22 protein-coding genes are annotated in these 21,899 nt (G+C 69.0%); 18 read left to right on the plus strand and 4 right to left on the minus strand.

Annotated features, from left to right (window positions below; translation table 11 throughout):
• Window positions 1–159: 159 nt before the first annotated feature.
• The 6 genes from arc (at window position 160) to prcA (ending at window position 6,374) form a co-directional block, all read left to right on the plus strand.
• Window positions 160–1,926: a proteasome ATPase gene (gene arc / locus D9V36_RS34460; RefSeq protein ID WP_088796881.1), complete on the plus strand. Its 1,767-nt coding sequence runs from the start codon at window positions 160–162 to the stop codon at window positions 1,924–1,926.
• 276 nt (window positions 1,927–2,202) lie between these two features.
• Window positions 2,203–3,714, plus strand: a complete 1,512-nt coding sequence (dop, locus tag D9V36_RS34465) for a depupylase/deamidase Dop (protein WP_347239830.1) — start codon at window positions 2,203–2,205, stop codon at window positions 3,712–3,714.
• 189 nt (window positions 3,715–3,903) lie between these two features.
• Entirely contained in the window at window positions 3,904–4,122 is a 219-nt protein-coding gene (locus D9V36_RS34470) for a ubiquitin-like protein Pup (RefSeq protein WP_129297213.1), read from the plus strand.
• A 285-nt stretch (window positions 4,123–4,407) separates the two neighbouring features.
• Window positions 4,408–4,635 (plus strand): endonuclease VII domain-containing protein, encoded by a 228-nt coding sequence (locus D9V36_RS43145; protein WP_241721380.1) that lies wholly within the window; start codon window positions 4,408–4,410, stop codon window positions 4,633–4,635.
• The gene (prcB, locus tag D9V36_RS34480) at window positions 4,587–5,432 is read left to right on the plus strand and encodes a proteasome subunit beta (RefSeq protein WP_129297215.1); all 846 of its coding nucleotides are present in this window, start codon (window positions 4,587–4,589) and stop codon (window positions 5,430–5,432) included. The genes D9V36_RS43145 and prcB overlap by 49 nt, the downstream gene beginning before the upstream one ends.
• A 69-nt stretch (window positions 5,433–5,501) precedes the next feature.
• Complete coding sequence (gene prcA, locus D9V36_RS34485) at window positions 5,502–6,374, plus strand: proteasome subunit alpha (protein ID WP_129297216.1); 873 nt, start codon at window positions 5,502–5,504, stop codon at window positions 6,372–6,374.
• A gap of 47 nt (window positions 6,375–6,421) precedes the next feature.
• Here prcA and D9V36_RS34490 read toward each other — a convergent pair whose 3' ends face one another.
• Complete coding sequence (locus D9V36_RS34490; protein ID WP_129297217.1) at window positions 6,422–7,498, minus strand: LacI family DNA-binding transcriptional regulator; 1,077 nt, start codon at window positions 7,496–7,498, stop codon at window positions 6,422–6,424.
• A 121-nt stretch (window positions 7,499–7,619) separates the two neighbouring features.
• Between D9V36_RS34490 and D9V36_RS34495 the strand changes: the two genes are divergently transcribed.
• The 10 genes from D9V36_RS34495 to tatC all read left to right on the plus strand — a co-directional run bounded on the left by D9V36_RS34495 (window position 7,620) and on the right by tatC (window position 15,998).
• Window positions 7,620–8,879 (plus strand): MFS transporter, encoded by a 1,260-nt coding sequence (locus D9V36_RS34495; protein WP_129297218.1) that lies wholly within the window; start codon window positions 7,620–7,622, stop codon window positions 8,877–8,879.
• Window positions 8,880–8,888: 9 nt separating this feature from the next.
• The gene (gene pafA, locus D9V36_RS34500; RefSeq protein WP_129297219.1) at window positions 8,889–10,250 is read left to right on the plus strand and encodes a Pup--protein ligase; all 1,362 of its coding nucleotides are present in this window, start codon (window positions 8,889–8,891) and stop codon (window positions 10,248–10,250) included.
• 343 nt (window positions 10,251–10,593) lie between these two features.
• Window positions 10,594–11,397 carry an FKBP-type peptidyl-prolyl cis-trans isomerase gene (locus tag D9V36_RS34505; RefSeq protein WP_241721145.1) on the plus strand — a complete coding sequence of 268 codons (804 nt, stop codon included), beginning with the start codon at window positions 10,594–10,596 and terminating at the stop codon, window positions 11,395–11,397.
• 57 nt (window positions 11,398–11,454) lie between these two features.
• A complete protein-coding gene (locus tag D9V36_RS34510) occupies window positions 11,455–11,829 on the plus strand; it encodes an FKBP-type peptidyl-prolyl cis-trans isomerase (protein ID WP_018087767.1) in 375 nt (124 codons plus the stop codon).
• 163 nt (window positions 11,830–11,992) lie between these two features.
• Window positions 11,993–12,961: a helix-turn-helix transcriptional regulator gene (locus D9V36_RS34515; RefSeq protein ID WP_129297220.1), complete on the plus strand. Its 969-nt coding sequence runs from the start codon at window positions 11,993–11,995 to the stop codon at window positions 12,959–12,961.
• Between the two features lie 16 nt (window positions 12,962–12,977).
• Window positions 12,978–13,928, plus strand: a complete 951-nt coding sequence (locus D9V36_RS34520) for a helix-turn-helix transcriptional regulator (RefSeq protein ID WP_129297221.1) — start codon at window positions 12,978–12,980, stop codon at window positions 13,926–13,928.
• A 71-nt stretch (window positions 13,929–13,999) separates the two neighbouring features.
• Complete coding sequence (locus D9V36_RS34525) at window positions 14,000–14,248, plus strand: hypothetical protein (protein WP_241721146.1); 249 nt, start codon at window positions 14,000–14,002, stop codon at window positions 14,246–14,248.
• Between the two features lie 17 nt (window positions 14,249–14,265).
• On the plus strand, window positions 14,266–14,469 hold the full coding sequence (locus D9V36_RS34530) for a hypothetical protein (RefSeq protein WP_129297223.1): 204 nt from the start codon (window positions 14,266–14,268) through the stop codon (window positions 14,467–14,469).
• A gap of 216 nt (window positions 14,470–14,685) precedes the next feature.
• Window positions 14,686–14,973, plus strand: a complete 288-nt coding sequence (gene tatA, locus D9V36_RS34535; RefSeq protein ID WP_129298893.1) for a Sec-independent protein translocase subunit TatA — start codon at window positions 14,686–14,688, stop codon at window positions 14,971–14,973.
• 62 nt (window positions 14,974–15,035) lie between these two features.
• Entirely contained in the window at window positions 15,036–15,998 is a 963-nt protein-coding gene (tatC, locus tag D9V36_RS34540; protein WP_129297224.1) for a twin-arginine translocase subunit TatC, read from the plus strand.
• Between the two features lie 181 nt (window positions 15,999–16,179).
• On the opposite strand, the gene D9V36_RS34545 is transcribed toward tatC, so the two are convergent.
• Together D9V36_RS34545 and D9V36_RS34550 are read right to left on the minus strand one after the other, a co-directional pair.
• On the minus strand, window positions 16,180–16,500 hold the full coding sequence (locus D9V36_RS34545) for a hypothetical protein (protein ID WP_129297225.1): 321 nt from the start codon (window positions 16,498–16,500) through the stop codon (window positions 16,180–16,182).
• A gap of 383 nt (window positions 16,501–16,883) precedes the next feature.
• Window positions 16,884–17,198, minus strand: coding sequence for a hypothetical protein (locus D9V36_RS34550; RefSeq protein ID WP_129297226.1), 315 nt, complete (start codon window positions 17,196–17,198; stop codon window positions 16,884–16,886).
• Window positions 17,199–17,426: 228 nt separating this feature from the next.
• On the opposite strand from D9V36_RS34550, the gene D9V36_RS34555 reads away from it, so the two are divergent.
• Together D9V36_RS34555 and D9V36_RS34560 are read left to right on the plus strand one after the other, a co-directional pair.
• On the plus strand, window positions 17,427–20,243 hold the full coding sequence (locus D9V36_RS34555; RefSeq protein WP_129297227.1) for a DEAD/DEAH box helicase: 2,817 nt from the start codon (window positions 17,427–17,429) through the stop codon (window positions 20,241–20,243).
• A 178-nt stretch (window positions 20,244–20,421) separates the two neighbouring features.
• Complete coding sequence (locus D9V36_RS34560; protein ID WP_241721147.1) at window positions 20,422–20,862, plus strand: L-rhamnose mutarotase; 441 nt, start codon at window positions 20,422–20,424, stop codon at window positions 20,860–20,862.
• Window positions 20,863–21,033: 171 nt separating this feature from the next.
• Here the strand turns inward: D9V36_RS34560 and D9V36_RS34565 are convergent, their stop codons facing one another.
• The gene (locus tag D9V36_RS34565; protein WP_129297228.1) at window positions 21,034–21,891 is read right to left on the minus strand and encodes a siderophore-interacting protein; all 858 of its coding nucleotides are present in this window, start codon (window positions 21,889–21,891) and stop codon (window positions 21,034–21,036) included.
• Between the last annotated feature and the right edge of the window lie 8 nt (window positions 21,892–21,899).

Consider the following 21,899-nt stretch of genomic DNA (forward strand, 5'->3'; position numbering starts at 1 on the left):
GCTTTCCGATGTTGTTGGGTGGGTATTCCCTTGGCGTGAGGACGTGCGCAAGGGTGAAGATCGGACACGCCCCGACAGTCTTTTCGATCTAGGGGTTTCAACCTGCACCGGCCCAGGTAGGGTCAGGAAGCGTCCAGCTCCTTGGAGGAGGTGAGGACCGTGGCAGCCCACGACGACGACATCAACCGCGGCATCCGGCCGGGGCGGGGGTCTGAAGATCCCGCCGGCCAGGTTGCCTATCTCGAGCAGGAGATCGCCGTCCTGCGACGCAAGCTCGCCGACTCTCCGCGTCACACGAGGATTCTCGAAGAGCGGATCGTCGAGCTGCAGACCAACCTGGCCGGCGTCTCGGCGCAGAACGAGCGTCTCGCCAATACTCTCCGCGAGGCCCGCGACCAGATCGTCGCGCTCAAGGAGGAGGTCGACCGGCTCGCACAGCCGCCGGCCGGCTTCGGTGTCTTCCTGCAGGCGAACGAGGACGACACGGTCGACATTTTCACCGGAGGCAGAAAGCTCCGGGTGAATGTCAGCCCCAGTGTGGAGACCGGGGACCTCCGGCGAGGCCAGGAGGTCATGCTCAACGAAGCGCTCAACGTGGTCGAGGCCATGGAGTTCGAGAGCGCCGGCGACATCGTCACCCTCAAGGAGATCCTCGAGGACGGCGAGCGCGCCCTGGTGATCGGGCATACCGACGAGGAACGGGTGGTCAGGCTCGCCGAGCCGCTGCTGGACATCACCATCCGCCCCGGCGACGCCCTGCTCCTCGAGCCCCGCTCCGGCTACGTCTACGAGGTCATCCCGAAGAGCGAGGTCGAAGAGCTCGTCCTCGAAGAGGTCCCGGACATCGACTACACCAAGATCGGCGGTCTGGGCGGCCAGATCGAACTGATCCGGGACGCGGTCGAGCTTCCGTACCTCTACCCCGACCTCTTCAAGGAGCACGAACTCCGCCCGCCCAAGGGCGTCTTGCTCTACGGCCCGCCGGGCTGCGGCAAGACGCTCATCGCCAAGGCGGTCGCCAACTCCCTTGCCAAAAAGGTCGCCGAGGTGACCGGGCAGCCCGCGGGGAAGAGCTTCTTCCTCAACATCAAGGGCCCCGAGCTGCTCAACAAATACGTCGGTGAGACGGAGCGGCACATCCGGCTGGTCTTCCAGCGGGCCAGGGAAAAGGCGAGCGAGGGCACCCCCGTCATCGTCTTCTTCGACGAGATGGACTCCCTCTTCCGCACCCGGGGGTCCGGAGTCAGCTCGGACGTGGAGAACACCATCGTCCCGCAGCTGCTCTCCGAGATCGACGGTGTCGAAGGCCTCGAAAACGTGATCGTGATCGGTGCCTCCAACCGTGAGGACATGATCGACCCGGCGATCCTGCGGCCCGGCCGTCTCGACGTCAAGATCAAGATCGAGCGCCCGGACGCGGAGGCCGCCAAGGACATCTTCTCGAAGTACCTCACGGAAAATCTTCCGCTGCACTCCGACGACCTCGCCGAACACGGCGACTCGCGGAAGGCCGCAGTGAGCGGAATGATTCAATCCGTCGTCGAGCAGATGTACGCGGAATCCGAGGAGAATCGCTTCCTGGAGGTCACCTACGCCAATGGTGACAAGGAAGTCCTCTATTTCAAGGACTTCAACTCCGGTGCGATGATCGAAAACATCGTAGGACGCGCAAAGAAGATGGCCATCAAGGCCTTCCTCGAACACAATCAGAAGGGGCTTCGCGTCTCCCACCTCCTCCAGGCCTGCGTGGACGAGTTCAAGGAGAACGAGGACCTGCCGAACACCACCAACCCGGACGACTGGGCCCGTATCTCCGGAAAGAAGGGCGAGCGGATCGTCTACATCCGTACGCTCGTCACCGGAAAGCAGGGCGCGGACACCGGTCGCTCCATCGATACGGTGGCGAATACCGGCCAATACCTGTAACACCGCTCTCCGGCTGCGGATGTCCTGCACGGGGCGTCCGCAGCCGGACGCTTTTCCGGGGGTGCCACGACTGCACCCGATAAGGGCGCGGCGGACCAGGGAAAACCGGACTGGAGCAATGACTGTAATGATCTCCCCAGCGCCGCAAAGGCGTTCTAGGCTCTTCGGTACCGCAGCGTCACCCTGTGCGGGCGCGGGGCACGCGCACGGACCGGAGGCACCGCGGTACTTGAGCGCCGACCCCATCCGGGGGCGCCGCCGGGCAAGGAGGGCCGCATGACCGTACGGCGAGTAATGGGAATCGAGACGGAGTACGGGATCTCCGTCCCCGGTCACCCGAACGCCAATGCCATGCTCACCTCGTCCCAGGTCGTCAACGCCTACGCGGCCGCGATGCACCGGGCACGCCGTGCCCGCTGGGATTTCGAGGAGGAGAACCCGCTGCGGGACGCCCGTGGCTTCGACCTCGCACGCGAGAACGCGGACGCCAGCCAGCTCACGGACGAGGACATCGGCCTGGCGAATGTGATCCTCACCAATGGCGCCAGGCTGTACGTCGACCATGCCCACCCCGAATACAGCGCCCCCGAGGTCACCAATCCATGGGACGCCGTGCTGTGGGACAAGGCCGGCGAGCGGATCATGGCCGAGGCGGCCGAACGGGCCGCCCAGGTCCCCGGCGCCCAGCCCATCCACCTCTACAAGAACAACACCGACAACAAGGGCGCCTCCTACGGGACGCACGAGAACTACCTGATGAAGCGGGAGACCCCCTTCTCGGACATCGTGCGGCACCTGACGCCGTTCTTCGTCTCCCGCCAGGTGGTCACCGGCGCCGGCCGGGTCGGCATCGGCCAGGACGGCCACGAGCACGGCTTCCAGCTCAGCCAGCGCGCCGACTACTTCGAGGTGGAGGTCGGGCTGGAGACGACGCTCAAACGGCCCATCATCAACACCCGCGACGAACCGCACGCGGACGCGGAGAAGTACCGCCGGCTCCATGTGATCATCGGGGACGCGAACCTCTCCGAGATCTCGACGTATCTGAAGCTGGGCACCACCTCCCTGGTGCTGTCCATGATCGAGGACGGCTTCATCGCCGTCGACCTGGCCGTCGACCAGCCCGTCCGCACTCTGCACCAGGTCTCGCACGACCCCGGCCTGCAGCATCTGATCACGCTCCGCAGCGGCCGCACCCTCACGGGCGTACAGCTCCAGATGGAGTACTTCGAGCTGGCCCGCAAATATGTCGAGGACCGCTACGGAGCGGATGCGGACGAGCAGACCAAGGACGTCCTGACCCGGTGGGAGGACGTGCTCGGCCGGCTGGAGAACGACCCGATGAGCCTGTCCGGCGAGCTGGACTGGGTCGCCAAGCGGGAGCTGATGGAGGGCTACCGGCGCCGCGACGGCCTGGAGTGGGACGCCGCCCGGCTGCACCTCATCGACCTGCAGTACGCCGACGTGCGGCCCGAGAAGGGCCTGTACAACCGTCTGGCGGCCCGCGGGAAGATGAAGCGGCTCCTGGACGAGTCCCAGGTCGAGCGGGCCGAGCAGAAGCCTCCGGAGGACACCAGGGCCTACTTCCGCGGCCGCTGCCTGGAGCAGTACGCGGACGATGTCGCGGCCGCCTCATGGGATTCGGTCATCTTCGATCTGCCCGGGCGTGACTCCCTGCAACGGGTTCCCACACTGGAGCCACTGCGGGGGACCCGGAAGCACGTCAAGGAGCTTCTTGACCGCTGCCGTACCGCGGAGGAGCTGGTGAGGACGCTGTCCGGCCGCTGAGTTTCGGCAGGTGCACGACAGATTTTCCCAAGATCCACAGTCGATCCGCGGCTGAAATCGCCGCGGTGCGGGAATCAATGAGGTGACTCCCGGGCGTTGCAGCAACTGCAGGGCCGATGTCGGACCCTGCTTGTAGGGTCGGATCTTGAAGGTCACATCGAGCGGGGCGAACCGAGCGGGGTGAGGGACATGGCGACCAAGGACAGCGGCGGCGGACAGGCGAAGGCCACGCGTTCCACGGAAGAGGTCGAGGAGCGGACAGAGGACGCGCAGGCCTCCGAAGACCTCAAGGAACGCCAGGAAAAGTTGTCGGACGACGTGGACTCGGTGCTGGACGAGATCGACGATGTACTCGAGGAGAACGCCGAGGATTTCGTGAGGTCATTTGTCCAGAAGGGTGGGCAATAGACCCCGGGTTTCCTTGGGATCGAAGGCTTACGGGCGGCGGGGGCTTCGAGTGTCGGAAGGCCAAGGGGTGAAGTTCTGTCCGCGGCGCAAGGAGACAAGCCGCGGACAGCCTTCGCGAGGAACAGGGCGATGCGTGACCGGCAGCAGGCCTGCTGCCGGGGGTGCGCGGCGGCGTACCACCACGACGGTCCGGCGGCACCCTGCAAGTCGCGCAAGGCAGTGAAGGGGCGCGCAGGCCACCTGAAGCGCCACTGCGGCATGAGCGAAGCCGAGCGCAACGCGCTCATGAAGGAACAGCGCCGGATGTGCCCGCTCTGCCTTGCCTGCCCCGTGCATGTGGATCACGATCACGGGACGGGTAGGGTCCGAGGCGTACTGTGCTTCAGTTGCAATGCAGCCTTGGGTCAATTCAAGGATCGGCCGGACGTATTGAGGCGGGCGGCCGAGTATCTGGAAGGAAACGTGTGGAAGCCAATATTCGAAGCACCGGGCGTCTACCAGCTGCCTTCCTGACGCCTGGATCCTCGTCCTTCATGGATTTCCTCGGTGAGCACTCGCCCGCTCTGCTGCCGGGCAACCGCCCGCTGCCGCCGGTGCAGGGTGCCATCGAGGCGCCGCACGGCACGACGATCGTTGCCGCGGCGTTCCCCGGAGGCGCGGTGCTCGCCGGCGACCGGCGGGCGACGATGGGCAACGTCATCGCGCAGCGTGATATCGAGAAGGTCTTCCCGGCCGACGAGTATTCGGCGGTCGGCATCGCGGGCACGGCCGGTCTCGCGGTGGAGATGGTCAAGCTCTTCCAGCTGGAGCTGGAGCACTTCGAGAAGGTCGAGGGCGCCCAACTCTCCCTGGAGGGCAAGGCGAATCGTCTGTCGACGATGATTCGCAGCAATCTGGGAATGGCCATGCAGGGCCTGGCCGTGGTGCCGTTGTTCGCCGGCTACGACCTCGACCGCGAGAAGGGCCGTATCTTCTCGTACGACGTGACCGGCGGGCGGTCGGAGGAGCACGGCTTCGCGGCGACGGGTTCCGGCTCGGTCTTCGCCCGCAGTGCGCTGAAGAAGCTCTTCCGGGAAGATTTCACGGAGGATCAGGCCGTCACCGCCGTCGTCCAGGCCCTGTACGACGCGGCCGATGACGACTCCGCGACCGGCGGGCCCGATATGGCGCGGAGGATCTACCCCATCGTCACCGTGATCACCGAAGACGGCTTCAAGCGGCTCAGCGGGGACGAGGTCTCGGAGACCGTCCGTGCGGTGCACGACCGCCGCCTCGAACAGCCCGACGGCCCGCGCGCCGCGCTGCTCTGACGGGACGGATGGTCCGCAGTGCTCCCCCAGCTACCGAGAGTGCTTTTGACAGGAAGGGACGGATAGCCGGTGTCGACGCCGTTCTATGTCTCACCCCAGCAGGCCATGGCGGACCGCGCCGAGTACGCCCGCAAGGGCATCGCGCGCGGCCGGAGTGTCGTGGTGCTGCAGTACACCGACGGCGTGGTCTTCGTCGCCGAGAATCCCTCCCGCGCCCTGCACAAGGTCAGCGAGATCTATGACCGGATCGCCTTCGCGGCGGTCGGCAAGTACAACGAGTTCGAGAACCTGCGGATCGGTGGCGTGCGCTACGCCGATCTGCGGGGCTACACCTACGACCGTGAGGACGTGACCGCGCGGGGCCTGGCGAATGTCTATGCCCAGACGCTCGGCACGATCTTCTCCAGCGCCGCCGAGAAGCCCTACGAGGTCGAGCTGATCGTCGCCGAGGTCGGCGCGGGTCCCGAGGACGACCAGATCTACCGGCTGCCGCATGACGGCTCGATCGTCGACGAGCACGGCTCGGTGGCGGTCGGCGGCAACGCGGACCAGATCAGCAGCTATCTCGACCAGCGCCACCGTGACGGTATGACGCTGGCCGAGGCGCTCAAGCTGGCCGTGGAGTCGCTGTCGCGGGACAACAACGGCGGCGAGCGCCGGCTCACCGCCGAGCAGCTGGAGGTCGCGACGCTGGACCGTACGCGTCCCCAGCAGCGCAAGTTCAAGCGGATCCTGGGCCGGCAGCTGTCCCGGCTGCTGGACGAGAGCGGCGGGGCGGACGCCGGCGAGGCGGCGGACGCGGATGCGGGCGCCGGTGCCGGGGAGTCCGGGACCACCGCCGGGGAAAGCGGCGGCAAGGGCTCGAAGGACAAGGGAAGCAAGCCGGACAACGGCAAGGGGACGTCGGGCGAGGAGGGCTCCGACGGGGAGCCCCTGCTCTGACGTCAGGCTGTGCGGGGCATGTCCCCGGTCGCGCGCGCCCCGGTGGGTCACTGCCCGCCGGGGCGCGCCGCGTTGCCCGGGGCGTCCGCGGCCGGGGCGGTGGAGCCCCGGGTGATCAGTTCGACCGGCAGGGTGGGGGCCGCGGCCGGGTGGCCGTCGAGCACGCTCATCAGGGCCCGCATCCCGGCCGCGCCGAACTCCTCGGCGGGCAGCCGTACGGTCGTCAGCTCCGGCTCGACGGCGAGGGCCAGGGCCAGGTCGTCGAAGCCGGTCACGGAGACGTCCTCGGGGATCCGCAGGCCCAGTCGGCGTACGGCTTTGCAGGCACCCGCGGCGATGATGTCGTCGTCGCAGAGCAGGGCCGTGGGGCGGGGGCCGGGGGCGGTCAGGGCGGCGTGGGCGGCGTGCAGCCCGGCGTCGACACCGAAGGCGGCCGGCTCCCGGCGCAGCAGCGTGCCGGGGGTGCGCTCCAGGGCTTCGGTGACGGCGCGGGCGCGCAGATCGAAGGTCCAGGAGTCCACGTCGGCGGCGAGGTGGGTGATGCGGCGGTGGCCGAGGGCCGTCAGATGGCTGGTCAACTGCCGGACGCCGTCGGCGATGTCGAGGTTGACGGTGGCGGTGGCCCGGTCGTCGTCGGGGTCGCTGTCCAGCATGACCAGCGGCAGGTCCGCATCGCGGAGCGCGCTGAGGGCTTCGGCGGCCATCGATGAGGCGATCACGCCGTCCAGGGTGGCCGCCGCGGAGTCGAAGGGGTCGCGGGCCGGGCCGATGCCCTCGGGGGAGGGGTAGAGGACCACTCCGAAGCCGTGGTCGGCGGCGACCCGGGCCGCGCCGGTGTAGACGCGGGCGAAGAATTCGGTGGTCAGGGCGGGGACGACCAGCAATGCGGTGCGGGTGCGGCCCATCCGCAGGCTGCGGGCGGCGAGGTTGGGGCGGTAGCCCAGCTCGCGGGCGGCGGTGCGGACGGCTTCGGCCTTGGCGGGGGAGACCCGGCCGCGCCATTTGTCGCCCAGCACGAGCGAGACGGCGGCCTGGGAGACCCTGGCGACCCGGGCCACGTCCCGGCTGGTCGTGCGCGCGCCGGCCGGGCGCCGGCCGGGTGTGCTGGTCTCGTTGCTGGTCACCGGGGGTTTCGCTCCTTGCGCACGGCGATGGCGGGTGGACTGCGGGTGAGGGTCATGATACGTATAACGGCGAACGTTATACGTAACATGTCCGGCCGGTCCGGACGGAAAAGGGGCAGGGATGGCCGCGGGATATGCGGAGCTGCTCAGAACCCGGCACGCGGCCCGGCTTCTGGCGGGGACGCTGGTCGGCAGGCTGCCGAACGCCACCGCGGCGCTGGCCGTGGTCCTCTTCGTACGCGCCGACGGCGGCAGCTACGCCCTGGCCGGTGCGCTCTCCGCGGTCTACGGCGTCTGCAACGCCATCGGCCAGCCGCTGCTGGGCCGGGCGGTGGACCTCTACGGCCAGCCGCGGGTGATGCTGCCCGCCTCGGTGCTTTCCGCGCTCGGTATGTCGCTGCTGGCGGCCGTCGGCCTGGATGTGCTGTGGCTCGCCTACGCCGCCATGGCGATCGCCGGTTTCTTCACCCCGCCCCTGGAGGGCGGCCTGCGGGCGCTGTGGCCCGGGGTCCTCAAGCGCGCGGACCGGGTGCACGCCGCCTATGCGCTGGACGCGGTGGCGCAGGAAGTCATGTTCGCGGTGGGACCGTTGCTGGTGACGCTGTGCGTGGCGGCCTGGTCGGAGGGGGCGGCGCTGCTGGTGATCAACCTGCTCGGGGTCCTCGGGGCGCTCTCCGTCGTGGTCTCCGAGCCGTCCCGGCAGTGGCGCAGCGGGCCACGGGAGGCGCACTGGCTGGGTGCCCTGCGCTCGGTCGGGATGCTGGTGCTGATCGGGGCGTTCTTCTTCGTGGGGCTGGCGCTGGGCTCGATCGCGGTCGCGGCGGTGGCGTACGCGGAGGAGCACGGCGGGGGGATGGTCTCCAGCTGGCTGCTGTCCGCGCTGGGCGTCGGCGCGCTGATCGGCGGCCTCGGCTACGGCGCGCGCGAGTGGCCGGGGCGGCCGGAGAGCCGGCTGCGGCTGCTGATCGGGCTGCTGGCACTGGGCTATCTGCCGCTGGTGCTGGTGCCGGGGGTGGCCGGAATGACGGTGTTGACCGGCGTCGCGGGGGTGTTCCTGGCGCCGGCGCTGGCCTGTGCCTTCGTGGTGGTGGACCGTCATGCGCCCCGGGGCACGGTGACGGAGGCGTTTTCCTGGCTGGTGACGACGTTCGGGGTCGGATCGGCGGTGGGCGCTTCCGTGGCGGGGCCTGCGGTGGAGGGCGGCGGCGCGGTGGCGGGTTTCGCGGTGGCCGGCGCCGGCGGACTCGCCGCGCTGGTCGTCCTTTTGTCGACGAAGCGATTCCTCGGGGATCCCGTGCCGCGTACGGCGGGTGCGGCCCCGGCGGAAAATGATCGAAACGGGGCCGTCGAACCCGGTTTCAGAGCAGGCCGTCAGGCGTAATGTTCAGTCATGGACCGCCGCATTTTCGGGCTGGAGAACGAGTACGGCGTCACGTGCACGTTCAGGGGACAGCGCCGACTGTCGCCTGACGAAGTGGCGCGGTACCTCTTCCGCCGTGTCGTGTCATGGGGCCGCAGCAGCAATGTCTTCCTGCGGAACGGCGCCCGCCTGTACTTGGACGTGGGCTCGCACCCGGAATACGCAACTCCCGAGTGCGACAACGTGACCGAGCTGGTCACGCACGACAAGGCCGGCGAGCGCATTCTCGAAGGCCTGCTCGTCGACGCCGAGCGCCGCCTGCATGAGGAGGGAATCGCGGGCGACGTCTATCTCTTCAAGAACAACACCGATTCGGCGGGAAACTCCTACGGATGTCACGAGAATTACCTCGTGGCCCGGCATGGTGAGTTCTCCCGGCTCGCGGACATCCTCATTCCGTTCCTCGTCACCCGTCAGCTGCTGTGCGGCGCGGGCAAGGTGCTGCAGACTCCGCGGGGCGCCGTCTACTGCGTCAGCCAGCGGGCGGAGCACATCTGGGAGGGGGTCTCCTCGGCGACGACCCGTTCCCGGCCGATCATCAACACCCGCGACGAACCGCATGCGGATGCCGAGCGCTATCGCCGGCTGCATGTCATCGTCGGTGACTCCAACATGTCCGAAACGACCATGATGCTGAAGGTCGGGGCCACCGATCTCGTGCTGCGCATGATCGAGGCGGGCACGGTCATGCGGGATCTGACGCTGGAGAACCCGATCCGGGCCATCCGTGAGGTCAGCCATGACATCACCGGGCAGCGCAAGGTGCGGCTGGCCAGCGGGCGCGAGGCATCGGCGCTCGAGGTGCAGCAGGAGTACTACGAAAAGGCCGTGGATTTCTGCGACCGCCGCGGAATCCGTACGGGCACCGTCGAGCGGGTCCTGGAGTTGTGGGGCCGTACGCTCGAGGCGATCCGGGAGGAGGAGCTCGACCGTATCTCCACCGAGATCGACTGGGTGATGAAACATCAGCTGATCGAGCGGTATCGCACAAAGAACAACATCACCATGTCCCACCCCCGGGTGGCGCAGATAGACCTCGCGTATCACGACATTCATCGCCGCCGGGGGCTGTACTACCTCCTGGAGCGAAAAGGGCAGGCGGCGCGGATCTGTAACGACTTGAAAATCTTCGAGGGCAAGTCGGTACCGCCGCAGACCACCCGCGCCAGGCTGCGCGGTGACTTCATCCGCCGGGCGCAGGAGCAGCGCCGTGATTTCACGGTCGACTGGGTGCACCTCAAGCTGAACGACCAGGCGCAGCGGACGGTGCTGTGCAAGGACCCCTTCCGTTCGGTGGACGACCGCGTGGAGAAGCTGATCGCCGGCATGTGACCGGACGCGCCGGATGCGGGGGCATGCCGCCGCCGGTGCCGGGCCGGGCCCCTGTGTCACTCACGGTAGGGACTCCGGTCCGGTCAAGTGAGGGCGTTCCTGGCGTGTGGTGCCGGTGAAGGGACCGGTGGGATGGGACAGTGGCGGGGTCCGTGTGACACGGGCCCGCCATTGTTGTGTGGCGTGGCTAGAGTGGATCTGTCCATTCACTGATCGCAGCCCGTTTTGAGGGATATACGTGCGCCGACGCCCCATCACAGCCCTGATCGCCGTTCCCCTGCTTCTCGTCTCTGCAGCGGCCTGCGGCAATGACGACTCATCCAAGGCAGGCTCCGTGCCGGCGGTGAGTGGCCAGGCGGATGCCAAGCCCAAGGTCGACAAGGGCGAGGGCACCCCTCCCAAAAAGCTTCAGGTCAAGGTCCTCAAAAAGGGTGACGGGCCGGAGGTGAAGAAGGGCGCGGCCCTCAACGCCAACTACCTCGGCCAGACCTGGGACGGCAAGGCGTTCGACAACAGCTGGGACCGCGGCGCGCCGGCCACCTTCGAGATCGGCAGCGGCAAGGTCATCAAGGGCTGGGACGAGGGCCTGGTGGGCCAGAAGCTCGGCAGCCGCGTCGAGTTGGTCATCCCGCCGGACAAGGGATACGGCGCGCAGGCGCAGCAGAACATTCCCGCTAACTCCACGCTGGTCTTCGTCGTCGACCTCAAGAAGATCATGCCGAGCAAGATCGAGGGCAAGCCGGTCGCGCAGACCGACTCCGATCTCCCCAAGGTCGGGACCGCCATCGACGACAAGGCGCCGAAGATCACCCTGCCCAAGGGCCAGGACGCGCCGAAGGACGTCAAGAGCGAGACGATCATCCAGGGGAAGGGCGCGACGATCAGTGACAAGAGCATCGTGCGTGCCAACTACACGGTGGTCACCTGGAAGGACGGCAAGGTGATCGCCGACACCTGGGCGCCGGGGCAGCCCGGGGCGCAGGATGTGCCGGTCGCGCAGCTGCCGGGGTGGAAGGAAGGCCTCAAGGGGAAGAAGGCCGGCAGCCGGGTGCTGATCGTGGTGCCCAAGAGCAAGCTGACCGAGCAGCAGCAGAAGTCCATCGGCTCCGATCTGGTGTTCTCCGTGGACGTGCTCAGCGTCAGCTGACGCCGATCTGCGAGACTGACGCCGTAATCGTAAAGATTCGTAAGTAGGAGCACATTCGTGAGCATCGACAAGCCCGAGATCGACTTTCCTGAGGGCCCGGCTCCCACCGAGCTCGAGATCGTGGACCTGACGGAGGGCGACGGGCCGGTCGCCAAGGCCGGGGACACCGTCTCCGTCCACTACGTCGGCGTGTCGTTCAGCACCGGCGAGGAGTTCGACGCGAGCTGGAACCGCGGCAAGCCGCTGCAGTTCCAGCTGGGCGCCGGCCAGGTCATCGCCGGCTGGGACCAGGGCGTGCAGGGCATGAAGGTCGGCGGCCGCCGCCGGCTGACCATCCCCGCGCACCTCGCGTACGGCGACCGCGGTGCCGGCGGTGGCCGGATCGCCCCGGGCGAGACGCTGATCTTCGTCTGCGACCTGGTCTCCGTCTGAGACCGTTGCCGGTCGCGGTGCGCGGCCGCCGCTGACGTTTCCGAGGGCCCGTGCCGTGATGGCACGGGCCCTCGGGGTGTCTGCCCGCTTCCCCGTCCGGCTTTGCCCTGACCTCCCCGAGCGGTACGGTCAACGATCGGGAGTTCAACGAGAAAGGGCGTCGATGGCCATTGCCAAGGCCGAGCGGCTGATGAATCTGGCGCTGTGCCTGCTGGGGACGCGACGCCCGCTGACCAAGCGTGAGCTGAGGTCGTCCATCGAGGCCTATATCGAGGCGGGCAGCGACGACTCGTTCAACCGCATGTTCGAGCGCGACAAGGATGATCTGCGCGAGCTCGGCCTGGTCATCGAGACCGTCGAGGGCATCGAGGGCGACATCGGCTACCTCGCCCGCCGCGACAGCAACCGCCTGCCCCCGATCACCCTGGATGCCGAGGAGGCCGCCGCCCTCGGGCTCGCCGCGAAGATCTGGCAGCAGGCCCGGCTGGCCGGCGCCGCCAGCGGCGCGCTCCAGAAGCTGCGCGCGGCGGGCATGCCACTGGCCGGGGACGGCGCGGACTACGACGCCGGACAGCCGCACAGCGCGCTGGAGCCCCGTATCCCCGCCCATGAAGCCGCCTTCGAGCCGTTGATGCTGGCCTGCCGGGACCGCCGCCCGGTCGTCTTCGACTACCGGAAGTCGAATGCCGCCCGCCCCGAGCAGCGGCAGGTCGAACCGTGGATCCTGGAGTGCTGGCGGGGCCATTGGTACGTCGCGGGATGGGACCGCGAGCGCGAGGCGGAGCGGGTCTTCCGGCTCTCCCGGATCACCGGCAAGGTCCGTTCGCGCCAAGGGGCGTTCACCGCGCCGGTGCCCGATCACGTCACCGTCCGCGAGACCGTCGAGAGCTGGGCCGGGGAGACCGCGACCGGCACCGCCAGGATCAAGCTCCGCGCCGAGCACGGCTATCCGCTGCGCGCCCGCGCGCTTACCGTCCGCGAGCTGGGCGGCGGCTGGGACGAGCTGGAGATCCCCAACGGCCATGGCCTCGACGCCTGGCTGGTGGAGTTCGGGCCCGATGTGGTCGTACTGGAACCCGCCGAGCTGCGCGCCGAGGTCATCGACCGGCTGCGTGCCGTGGCCAAGGGCTGAGAGGAACACGAGACCCATGGCGACGAACGCGATCGACCAGACCCGCCGGATGCTGTCCCTGGTGACCTATCTGCGCGAGCGCCCCGGCGCCCGCGTCGGGGACGTCGCCCGCGCCTTCGGCATCACCGAGGACGAGCTGATCGCGGATCTCGACGTCCTGCCGATGTGCGGGACGAGCTTCCGCGGCGGTGACCTCCTCGACATCGACACCGACGGCGACCGCATCTGGTGGCACAACCCCGACGATGTCGCCGAGCCGCTGCGGCTGGCCGCCGACGAGGCGACCGCGCTGCTGGTCGCGGCCCGCGCGGTGGCCACCCTCCCCGGACTGCGCGAGGGCGACCGGCAGGCGCTGCTGCGGGCCACCGCCAAGCTGGAGGCGGCGGCGGGCGAGGCGGCCGGTGCCAGTGCCCGGCTGTCGGTGACCTTCGAGTCCGAGGGCGGGGTCTTCGCCGACGTGGACCGGGCCATCGCCGAGCGGCGGCGGCTGTGGCTGCGGTACTACTCCCCGGCCCGCGACGAGCTGACCGAGCGTGAGGTCGACCCGATCCGGCTGTTCGCCGTCGGCCACACGTATATGGAGGCGTGGTGCCGGCTCTCCGAGGCCCGGCGCACCTTCCGGCTCGACCGGGTCGCTGAGATCAAGCTGCTGGACGCCCCCGCCGACCCGCCGCCGGTCGAGCTGCGCGATCTGTCGGAGGGACTGGTGCAGCCCGCGGCCGAGGACCCCGAGGTGTCCATCGAGGTCGGTCCCGGCGGTCGCTGGGTCGCCGAGTACTACCCGCACGACAGCGCCGAGGAGCTTGCCGACGGCGGACTGCGCATCACCCTGCGCACCCCCGATCCGGCCTCGCTGCGGCGGCTGGCGCTGCGCCTGGGCCGCGACGGCCGGATCGTGGCGCCGCAGGAGCTCGCGGACAGCGCGCGGCAGGCCGCCGACCAGGCGCTCGCGGCGTACGGCGAGTGAAGGCGGGGCACCCGGGTGGCGCACCGCCTTGTGCAGGGAGCAGGAGACGGCAGCGAAGGATGACGACCACGATGGTGACCACCACTCTGGCGGGCATGGCCGCGCCGGTGCTCTTCAAAGCGGCCTGCCCGGACTGCCGGGGCCGCTTCGAGCTGGCCTCGGACGCCTTCCGGCTGGCGATCGGCGCCAGCAGCCGCACCACCTTCTACTCCTTCACCTGCCCCGACTGCCGCCGCGCGGTGCGCCGACCGGCCGGTGAGCGGATCGTCGAGCTGCTGACCGGCGGCGGGGTCCGCACGCTGCGGCTGCACACGGGCTGACCGATAGGCTCGTCCCCATGCTCTGGCCCATGATCGCAATCGCCTTCGGCTTCGCCGGGATCGCCGTGCTCGGTGTCCTGGCCGTACGTGTCTTCGCCGAGGTGCGGCGGCTCGCCCGCCAGGTCGGAGCGACGTCCGAGCGGATCCAGCGGGCTGCCGAGGATCTTGAGCGGGCGGCGGCACCGTTGGCCGCATCGGCGCAGTGGCGAGAAACGGAGTAGCAGGTGTGACGGGCCGAAACGCGCGTACGTGTGGACGGTAGGCTGTTCCGCAGGGCCGAAGCGCGCGGCGCGGCCTGCTACCGGGAGTGCGCACAGGGGTTGCCCAGCGTTTACCCGTGAGCGTTACGATCGCTGCTAGTACGGCGGGCGGACGGATGTCCGGCCAAGTCAGATAGCTCCATCCCAGCCGCCTCGGTGAGAAGGTAGACGCTTATGTTGTTCGGAAAGATCGGCGCTCCCGAGATCATTCTCATTCTCGTCGTCGTCGTCCTGCTGTTCGGTGCCAAGAAGCTGCCCGACATGGCCCGCTCGCTCGGCAAGTCCGCCCGCATCCTCAAGAGCGAGGCGAAGGCGATGAAGTCCGAGGGCAGCCAGCAGCAGGAAGCCCCCTCCGACCCGCCGAACCCCGACGCGCAGAGCGCACCCCGGACGATCAAGGCGGCGCCTGGTGATGTGAACGGCGGTCGACCGGTCGCCGAGAACGATCACAGCGTGCAGCGCTGAACCAGGGCTTGACTGTGGCAGTGGCGCGGGCCGCTGCCCGTCGCATGAGATGAGGACGTGGGTTGCTCAAGTCTGCCCCCAAAAAGCAAAACGTGAAGGACCCCGAGGGGCGGATGCCTCTCGTGGAGCACCTGCGTGAGCTCCGCAACCGGCTCGCCAAGGGCTTGCTGGCCGTCGTCCTCGCGACGATCGTCGCGGCCTTCTTCTACGAACAGATCATCAACTTCTTCACGAAGCCGGTGCTGCAGTCGGTGGGCTGTGACTCACTCTTCACCGACCTCGCCAAGCAGGAGAAGGGGTCGCGCTGCGCCAGCATCGTGATGATGGACCTGCTCGGCCCCTTCACCCTCGCGCTGAAGGTCTCCCTGGTCGCCGGCGTCATCCTGTCAGCGCCGGTCTGGCTCTACCAGCTCTGGGCCTTCCTCGCCCCGGGGCTGCACCGCAATGAGAAGAAGTACGCGCTCAGCTTCGTCGGCGTGGGTTTTCCGCTGTTCATGGCCGGCGGCTACTTCGCCTACCGGGTACTGCCCACCACGGCGGAGGTCCTGCTCACCTTCACCCCGGTCGGCATCGGCAACCTCCTCACGCTGGACAAGCTGCTCGACATCATCGCGCGGATGGTCATCGTGTTCGGCCTGTCCTTCGAACTGCCCCTGCTCCTGGTCATGCTGAACTTCGCCGGCATCATCACCGGCAAGCGCATGCTCGGCTGGTGGCGGGCGATGGTCATGGCCATCACGGTCTTCTCGGCGATCGCGACACCGAGTACGGACCCGCTGACCATGCTCGCCCTGGCGGTGCCGATCGTCCTGCTGTACTTCGGTGCGGTCGGCGTCGCGCTGGCCAACGATGCCCGGCGGCGGCGACGGCTCGCGGCGGGGCCGGCTGACGACGAGGCGTCCGACCTCGATCTGACGCCTGAGGACATCGGAGAGATCGAGCCGGTGCCGGCGACCGCGGCGCTGCCGGAGCAGGCAAGCGGAGACGGCGACGCGAGGCACCGCGGCTTCGACGACGTCACCTGACGAGGGCGCGGGCTCCTCCCCGCGATAGCTGCTGCGAACCGAAGGCCCCGTGCTCGTCGAGCCAGGGCCTTCCGCACGTCCGGTGCAGGGTCTGCGCGGAGTGAATTGAGCGCGAGCAGCAGAAAGCCTTGGGTGGGTGGCTCTGCGGAGCCACCCACCCAAGGCTGCTAGGTGCGAGCGCTCAGCACCTGCCGTAGTCCTTGATGGCGGTGGGCCCACCGACGGCACGGGAATTGAAGTGCGCACCTCCGGCAACGCACTGTTCATAGTCGGCGGCGACGGACCAGCTTATGTGGATCTTGTGCGCCGAGGAGCAGGTGTTGTGGCTGTACACCGCCGTGGTGACGTTGCCGTCTGCGCACGACCAGCTGAAACAACCGGACGTGCCGCGGTGCGTGCTCATGGTGGTGGCCGTGGCGGCTGCCGCCGGCCCGGCGGTCGTCATGATCGCCACGGCCGCGGTGCCTGTCACCACAGCGATGGCGCGCTTCGTGATGCTCATTTTCTCCACTCGATGTCGCTCGTTCCTCTTGTCACGGGCGCGACTCGCGAAATCACCAAAAATAGCAAATTCGTTCGAGTGTGTGCCGATCGCTATCTTATGGACGGGCAAACGGGGTGATCAAGGAGAAAACCGGCCACGGGTAAGAGTGCGTGGCCGTATGTCTCCGCGTTCTTTTCCGTGCACTCTGCGGTGGGGGTAGGCGCGCGGGGACCGACCTGCTAACCGTTCTCTTGCGGTCGGTAATGGCGTGGCGGGGTGGCGAGCGTCGTGGGACGGGGGGAACTGGCAGGGCGGGGAGCCGTGCACGGCTCCCCGCCCTTCATTGCGAGCTGCCCCTCTCCCGGCGGTGCGGTGTCGGGCTCATGAGGCGCTCCCCGGCCTCAGCAGTATTTGGCACCCTGGAGTTGGCCGGTGCCCTGGTAGTGGATCTTGCGCTTCGGCGGGATCGTGAAGCAGTCGCTGTCCGGCCACCAGCGCTCGGCGATCTGCACCTTGATGGTCTTCTTGCAGCCGTTGTAGATGTCCACGGAGTTCTTGCTCGGGTGCCACGTCGCCTGGACGCACTTGCCCACGCCCGCGGCTGCTGCCGGACCGGCCGTCGCCATCGGAATCCCCACCGCGGTCACGGCCAACGCCGCGGTCACCGTTGCTGCCTTGAACTTGTTCATCGGTCCCCCTTCGTCTTCGGGAGGCATGAGTGGCCTCCTTCGTTCCACCCGCGGGTGACGCCCCTGGTCACAAGGCGTCACTAACATGCCGCGGAGGCAGGAGATCATGACAGCGATATTGTGCCGTCCCGCGCCCGGCCGCCCGCCACCTCGTGCGTGAGCGCTCCGGCGATCTGGGTTCCAAGAGGAGCCGGGCAAAGGCTGCGCATAAAGATCCGGTCGTTGTCAGAGGTGGCCGGTAGGCTCGTAAGCACGATGACCGAGGACATGTCCCCTGCTGAGCGCTATGCCGCCGCCAAGCTCCGGGCGGCCGAGCAGGCCACCGCACTCGCCCCTTTCCGAGAGATGTACGACTTCGGCCTGGACCCGTTCCAGGTCGAGGCGTGCCAGGCCCTGGAGGCCGGCAAGGGCGTGCTGGTCGCGGCCCCCACCGGATCCGGAAAGACGATCGTCGGCGAATTCGCCGTCCACCTGGCCCTGGAGCAGGGCCGAAAATGCTTCTACACCACGCCCATCAAGGCGCTGTCCAACCAGAAGTACCAGGATCTGGTGAAGCGGTACGGCGCCGAGAAGGTCGGTCTGCTGACCGGCGACAACAGTGTCAACTCCGAGGCTCCGGTGGTCGTGATGACCACCGAGGTGCTGCGGAACATGCTCTATGCCGGCTCCCGGTCGCTGGTCGGCCTCGGCTATGTGGTGATGGACGAGGTGCACTACCTCTCCGACCGCTTCCGTGGCGCCGTCTGGGAAGAGGTGATCATCCATCTGCCCGAATCGGTGACCTTGGTGTCACTGTCGGCGACGGTCTCCAACGCCGAGGAGTTCGGCGACTGGCTGGACACGGTCCGTGGTGACACGGCCGTGATCGTCTCCGAGCACCGCCCGGTGCCGCTGTGGCAGCAAGTCCTCGCCGGCCGTCGGATATACGACCTGTTCGAGGAGCGGGACGGGCAGAGCGGCGGCCGCCGCGAGGTCAATCCCGATCTGGAGCGGCTGGCCCGGATGGAGAACAGCCGGCCGACGTTCGGCCGGGACAAGCGCCGGGGCCGCAATCTGCGCGAGGCGGACCGTGAGCGCGAGCGGCGCCAGCGCGCCCGGATCTGGACGCCCAGCCGGCCCGAGGTCATCGACCGCCTCGACAACGAGGGTCTGCTGCCCGCGATCACCTTCATCTTCAGCCGCGCCGGCTGCGAGTCCGCCGTCCAGCAGTGCCTGTATTCGGGCCTGCGGCTCAACGACCAGGAGGGCCGTGAGGAGGTCCGCCGCATAGTGGAGGCGCGGACGGCCGGCATCCCGGACGACGACCTCCATGTGCTGGGCTACTTCGAGTGGCTGGAGGGCCTGGAACGGGGCATCGCGGCGCACCACGCCGGCATGCTGCCGACGTTCAAGGAGGTCGTCGAGGAGCTGTTCGTCAAGGGTCTGGTCAAGGCCGTCTTCGCCACCGAGACGCTGGCGCTGGGCATCAACATGCCCGCGCGTTCCGTGGTGTTGGAAAAGCTGGTGAAGTGGAACGGCGAGCAGCACGCCGACATCACCCCCGGCGAGTACACCCAGCTGACCGGCCGCGCCGGGCGCCGCGGGATCGACATCGAGGGCCATGCGGTGGTGCTGTGGCAGCGGGGGATGAACCCGGGCGCGCTGGCCGGGCTCGCCGGGACGCGTACGTATCCGCTGCGGTCCTCCTTCAAGCCGTCGTACAACATGGCGGTCAACCTCGTCTCGCAGTTCGGCAGGCACCGTTCGCGGGAGCTGCTGGAGATGTCCTTCGCGCAGTTCCAGGCCGACAAGTCAGTGGTCGGGATCTCGCGGCAGGTGCAGAAGAACGAGGAGGGGCTGGAGGGCTACCGCGGCTCGATGACCTGTCACCTCGGCGACTTCGAGGAGTACTCCCGGCTGCGGCGGGAGCTGAAGGAGCGGGAGACGGAGCTGGCCAAGCAGGGCGCGGCACAGCGGCGGGTGGCGGCCTCGGCGGCGCTGGAGAAGCTGAAGCCCGGCGATGTCATCCATGTGCCGACCGGCAAGTACGCGGGCCTTGCGCTGGTCCTCGACCCCGGTATGCCCTCGGGGCGGACCAACGGCCATCGCGGTTTCGAGGCCCAGGACGGCCCGCGTCCGCTGGTGCTGACCGCCGAGCGGCAGGTCAAGCGGCTGGGGTCGATCGACTTCCCGGTGCCGGTCGAGGCGCTGGACCGGATGCGGATCCCCAAGTCCTTCAACGCCCGCAGCCCGCAGTCGCGCCGTGATCTGGCCTCGGCGCTGCGGACGAAGGCCGGCCACAGGGTGCCGTCGCGGCACCGCAAGCCCCGCTCCGCGGCGGCCGACGACCGCGAGATCGCCCGGCTGCGGACGGAGATCCGGGCGCATCCCTGCCATGGCTGTGCCGAGCGCGAGGACCACGCCCGCTGGGCGGAGCGCTATCACCGGCTGCTGCGCGACACCCGCCAGTTGGAGCGCCGGATCGAGGGGCGGACGAACACCATCGCCCGTACCTTCGACCGGATCTGCGCCCTGCTGACCGAGCTGGACTACCTCGAGGGCGACACGGTCACCGACGAGGGCCGCCGCCTGGCCCGGCTCTACGGCGAGCTGGATCTGCTGGCGAGCGAATGCCTGCGCGACGGCGTCTGGGAGGGCCTCGGCCCGGCGGAGCTGGCGGCCTGTGCCTCGGCGCTGGTGTACGAGGCACGGCAGGCGGACGACGCGGTGGCACCCAAGCTGCCGGCCGGGAAGGCCAGGGACGCGCTGGGCGAGATGGTCCGCATCTGGGGCCGGCTGGACGCCCTGGAGGAGGACCACAAGATCAACCAGGCGGAGGGCGTCGGCCAGCGCGAGCCGGACCTCGGCTTCGCCTGGGCCGCGTACCGCTGGGCCTCCGGCTTCGGCCTCGACGAGGTCCTGCGGGAGGCGGAGATGCCCGCCGGCGATTTCGTCCGCTGGTGCAAGCAGCTGGTCGACGTCCTCGGCCAGATCGCCGCGGCGGCCCCGCCCGGCGGCACGGTGGCGCGTACGGCACGCAAGGCCATGGACGGTGTGCTGCGCGGCGTGGTGGCGTATTCGTCGGTGGGCTGAGCGGCGGGGCCGCGACCGGCCCCGCCGTGCGACGGCGCCGCGCCCCTTGTTCGGAGGGGTGCGGCGCCGTCTGCGTGGAGGCAGGCGCCGTCAGCCAATTCCTGCTGCGACGCGGTGAGTTCGCGGCGGTGCGGACGGGGCTGGGTGCGGCCCCCGGGCGGCGGGGGAGGATGGCGGTATGTCGGAGACCAGGGACGAGGGTGCCGCTCCGGTGCGGCGCTTCGGGAAGCTCATCAGGCTGCGCCCGGAACACCGTGAGGAGTATCTGCGGCTGCATGCGGAGGTCTGGCCGGAGGTGCTGGAGATGATCACCGCCTGCCATCTCCGCAACTACTCGATCTTCCTCAAGGGCGATGTGCTGTTCTCGTATGCCGAGTACGTCGGCGAGGACTACGCCGCCGATATGGCCAGGATGGCCGCCGACCCCGTGACCCGGCGGTGGTGGCAGCTCACCGATCCCTGCCAGGAGCAGACCGGCGGCGCCGTACCGGGGGGAGTGGTGGACCCCGATGCGGGAGGTCTTCCACCACGACTGAGCCGGCCGGCGCACCGTTCCGCGTTCCCGGGCGGGGCTGCCATCGGGTTCTTCGGCGGGGCGCCGACGGGGCTCCCGCCGTGATCGCCGCGACAGACTCCCGGTCCCGGTGGAAGGCTGACGGCAACAACATCGAGGCGGTCTGTCATACGCCGTGGCGCGGGCCCCTTCCGCCGCCGGGAGGCGCCCCGGGCCGAAGGGCCGACGGGCCGCAAGAGACGCTGTGGAAGGGGCCGGTCGGGCCGTGCCGCGGGGTCAGGAGGCCGTCGCCGGAGCGGACTCCTGCTCGGCCTCGACCTGCTGGTTCCACTCGCGCTTACCGGCCTGCCAGCCGTCCTCGTCGTGGCCGGTGCGCCAGTAGCCGGAGACGGACAGGGCCTCACGGGGGATCGCGTGCTCGACGCGGAGCAGGCGGCGCAGTTCCTTCACGAACCCGGCCTCGCCGTGCACGAACGCCTGGACCCGGCCGGCCGGGAACTCCAGCGCCCGTACGGCGGCGACCAGTTCACGGCCGACCGGCGCGGCACCGCGGTACAGCCAGCGGACCTCGGCACCCGGCGGTACCTCCAGTTCCTGACGCTCCTCCGGGCCCGCCACCTCGATGAAGGCGTGCACCGGCACGCCTGCGGGCATCCGGGCCAGGGAGGCCGCGATGGCGGGCAGCGCGCTCTCGTCGCCCGCCAGCAGGTGCCAGTCGGCGCTCGCCTCGGGGACGTACGCACCGCCGGGGCCGGACAGGTAGATCTCCTCGCCCGGCTTCGCCGCGGCCGCCCACGGCCCGGCCAGGCCCTCGTCGCCGTGCACCACGAAGTCCACGGTCAGCTCGCGGGCCGCGGCGTCCCAGGCGCGGACGGTGTAGGTACGGGTACTGGGCCACTGGTCGCGCGGGAAGTCGGCGCGGATCTGCGCGATGTCGAACGGCTCGGGGTAGTCGACGCCGGGCTGCGGAAAGACCAGCTTCACGTAATGGTCGGTGTACTCACCGGCCGTGAACTCCGCCAGCCCGTCACCGCCCAGCACCACACGGACCATGTGCGGGGTGAGCTGCTCGCTGCGCTGCACCCGGGCGCGGTGCACGGTGGGCTTCTTGCGGGACGGACGCTCTGCTGCCACGGCAATCT

The sequence above is a fragment of the Streptomyces lydicus genome (assembly GCF_004125265.1).
Classification (GTDB): Bacteria; Actinomycetota; Actinomycetes; order Streptomycetales; family Streptomycetaceae; genus Streptomyces; species Streptomyces lydicus_C.

Excerpts from the sequence above, each read along its gene's own strand:
- dop (WP_347239830.1), top strand. The coding sequence starts at position 2,203 with ATGACCGTACGGCGAGTAATGGGAATCGAGACGGAGTACGGGATCTCC.
- D9V36_RS34470 (WP_129297213.1), top strand. The coding sequence starts at position 3,904 with ATGGCGACCAAGGACAGCGGCGGCGGACAGGCGAAGGCCACGCGTTCC.
- D9V36_RS43145 (WP_241721380.1), top strand. The coding sequence starts at position 4,408 with ATGAAGGAACAGCGCCGGATGTGCCCGCTCTGCCTTGCCTGCCCCGTG.
- D9V36_RS34495 (WP_129297218.1), top strand. The coding sequence starts at position 7,620 with ATGGCCGCGGGATATGCGGAGCTGCTCAGAACCCGGCACGCGGCCCGG.
- pafA (WP_129297219.1), top strand. The coding sequence starts at position 8,889 with ATGGACCGCCGCATTTTCGGGCTGGAGAACGAGTACGGCGTCACGTGC.
- D9V36_RS34515 (WP_129297220.1), top strand. The coding sequence starts at position 11,993 with ATGGCCATTGCCAAGGCCGAGCGGCTGATGAATCTGGCGCTGTGCCTG.
- D9V36_RS34520 (WP_129297221.1), top strand. The coding sequence starts at position 12,978 with ATGGCGACGAACGCGATCGACCAGACCCGCCGGATGCTGTCCCTGGTG.
- D9V36_RS34525 (WP_241721146.1), top strand. The coding sequence starts at position 14,000 with ATGGTGACCACCACTCTGGCGGGCATGGCCGCGCCGGTGCTCTTCAAA.
- D9V36_RS34530 (WP_129297223.1), top strand. The coding sequence starts at position 14,266 with ATGCTCTGGCCCATGATCGCAATCGCCTTCGGCTTCGCCGGGATCGCC.
- D9V36_RS34545 (WP_129297225.1), bottom strand. The coding sequence starts at position 16,500 with ATGAGCATCACGAAGCGCGCCATCGCTGTGGTGACAGGCACCGCGGCC.
- D9V36_RS34550 (WP_129297226.1), bottom strand. The coding sequence starts at position 17,198 with ATGCCTCCCGAAGACGAAGGGGGACCGATGAACAAGTTCAAGGCAGCA.
- D9V36_RS34555 (WP_129297227.1), top strand. The coding sequence starts at position 17,427 with ATGACCGAGGACATGTCCCCTGCTGAGCGCTATGCCGCCGCCAAGCTC.
- D9V36_RS34560 (WP_241721147.1), top strand. The coding sequence starts at position 20,422 with ATGTCGGAGACCAGGGACGAGGGTGCCGCTCCGGTGCGGCGCTTCGGG.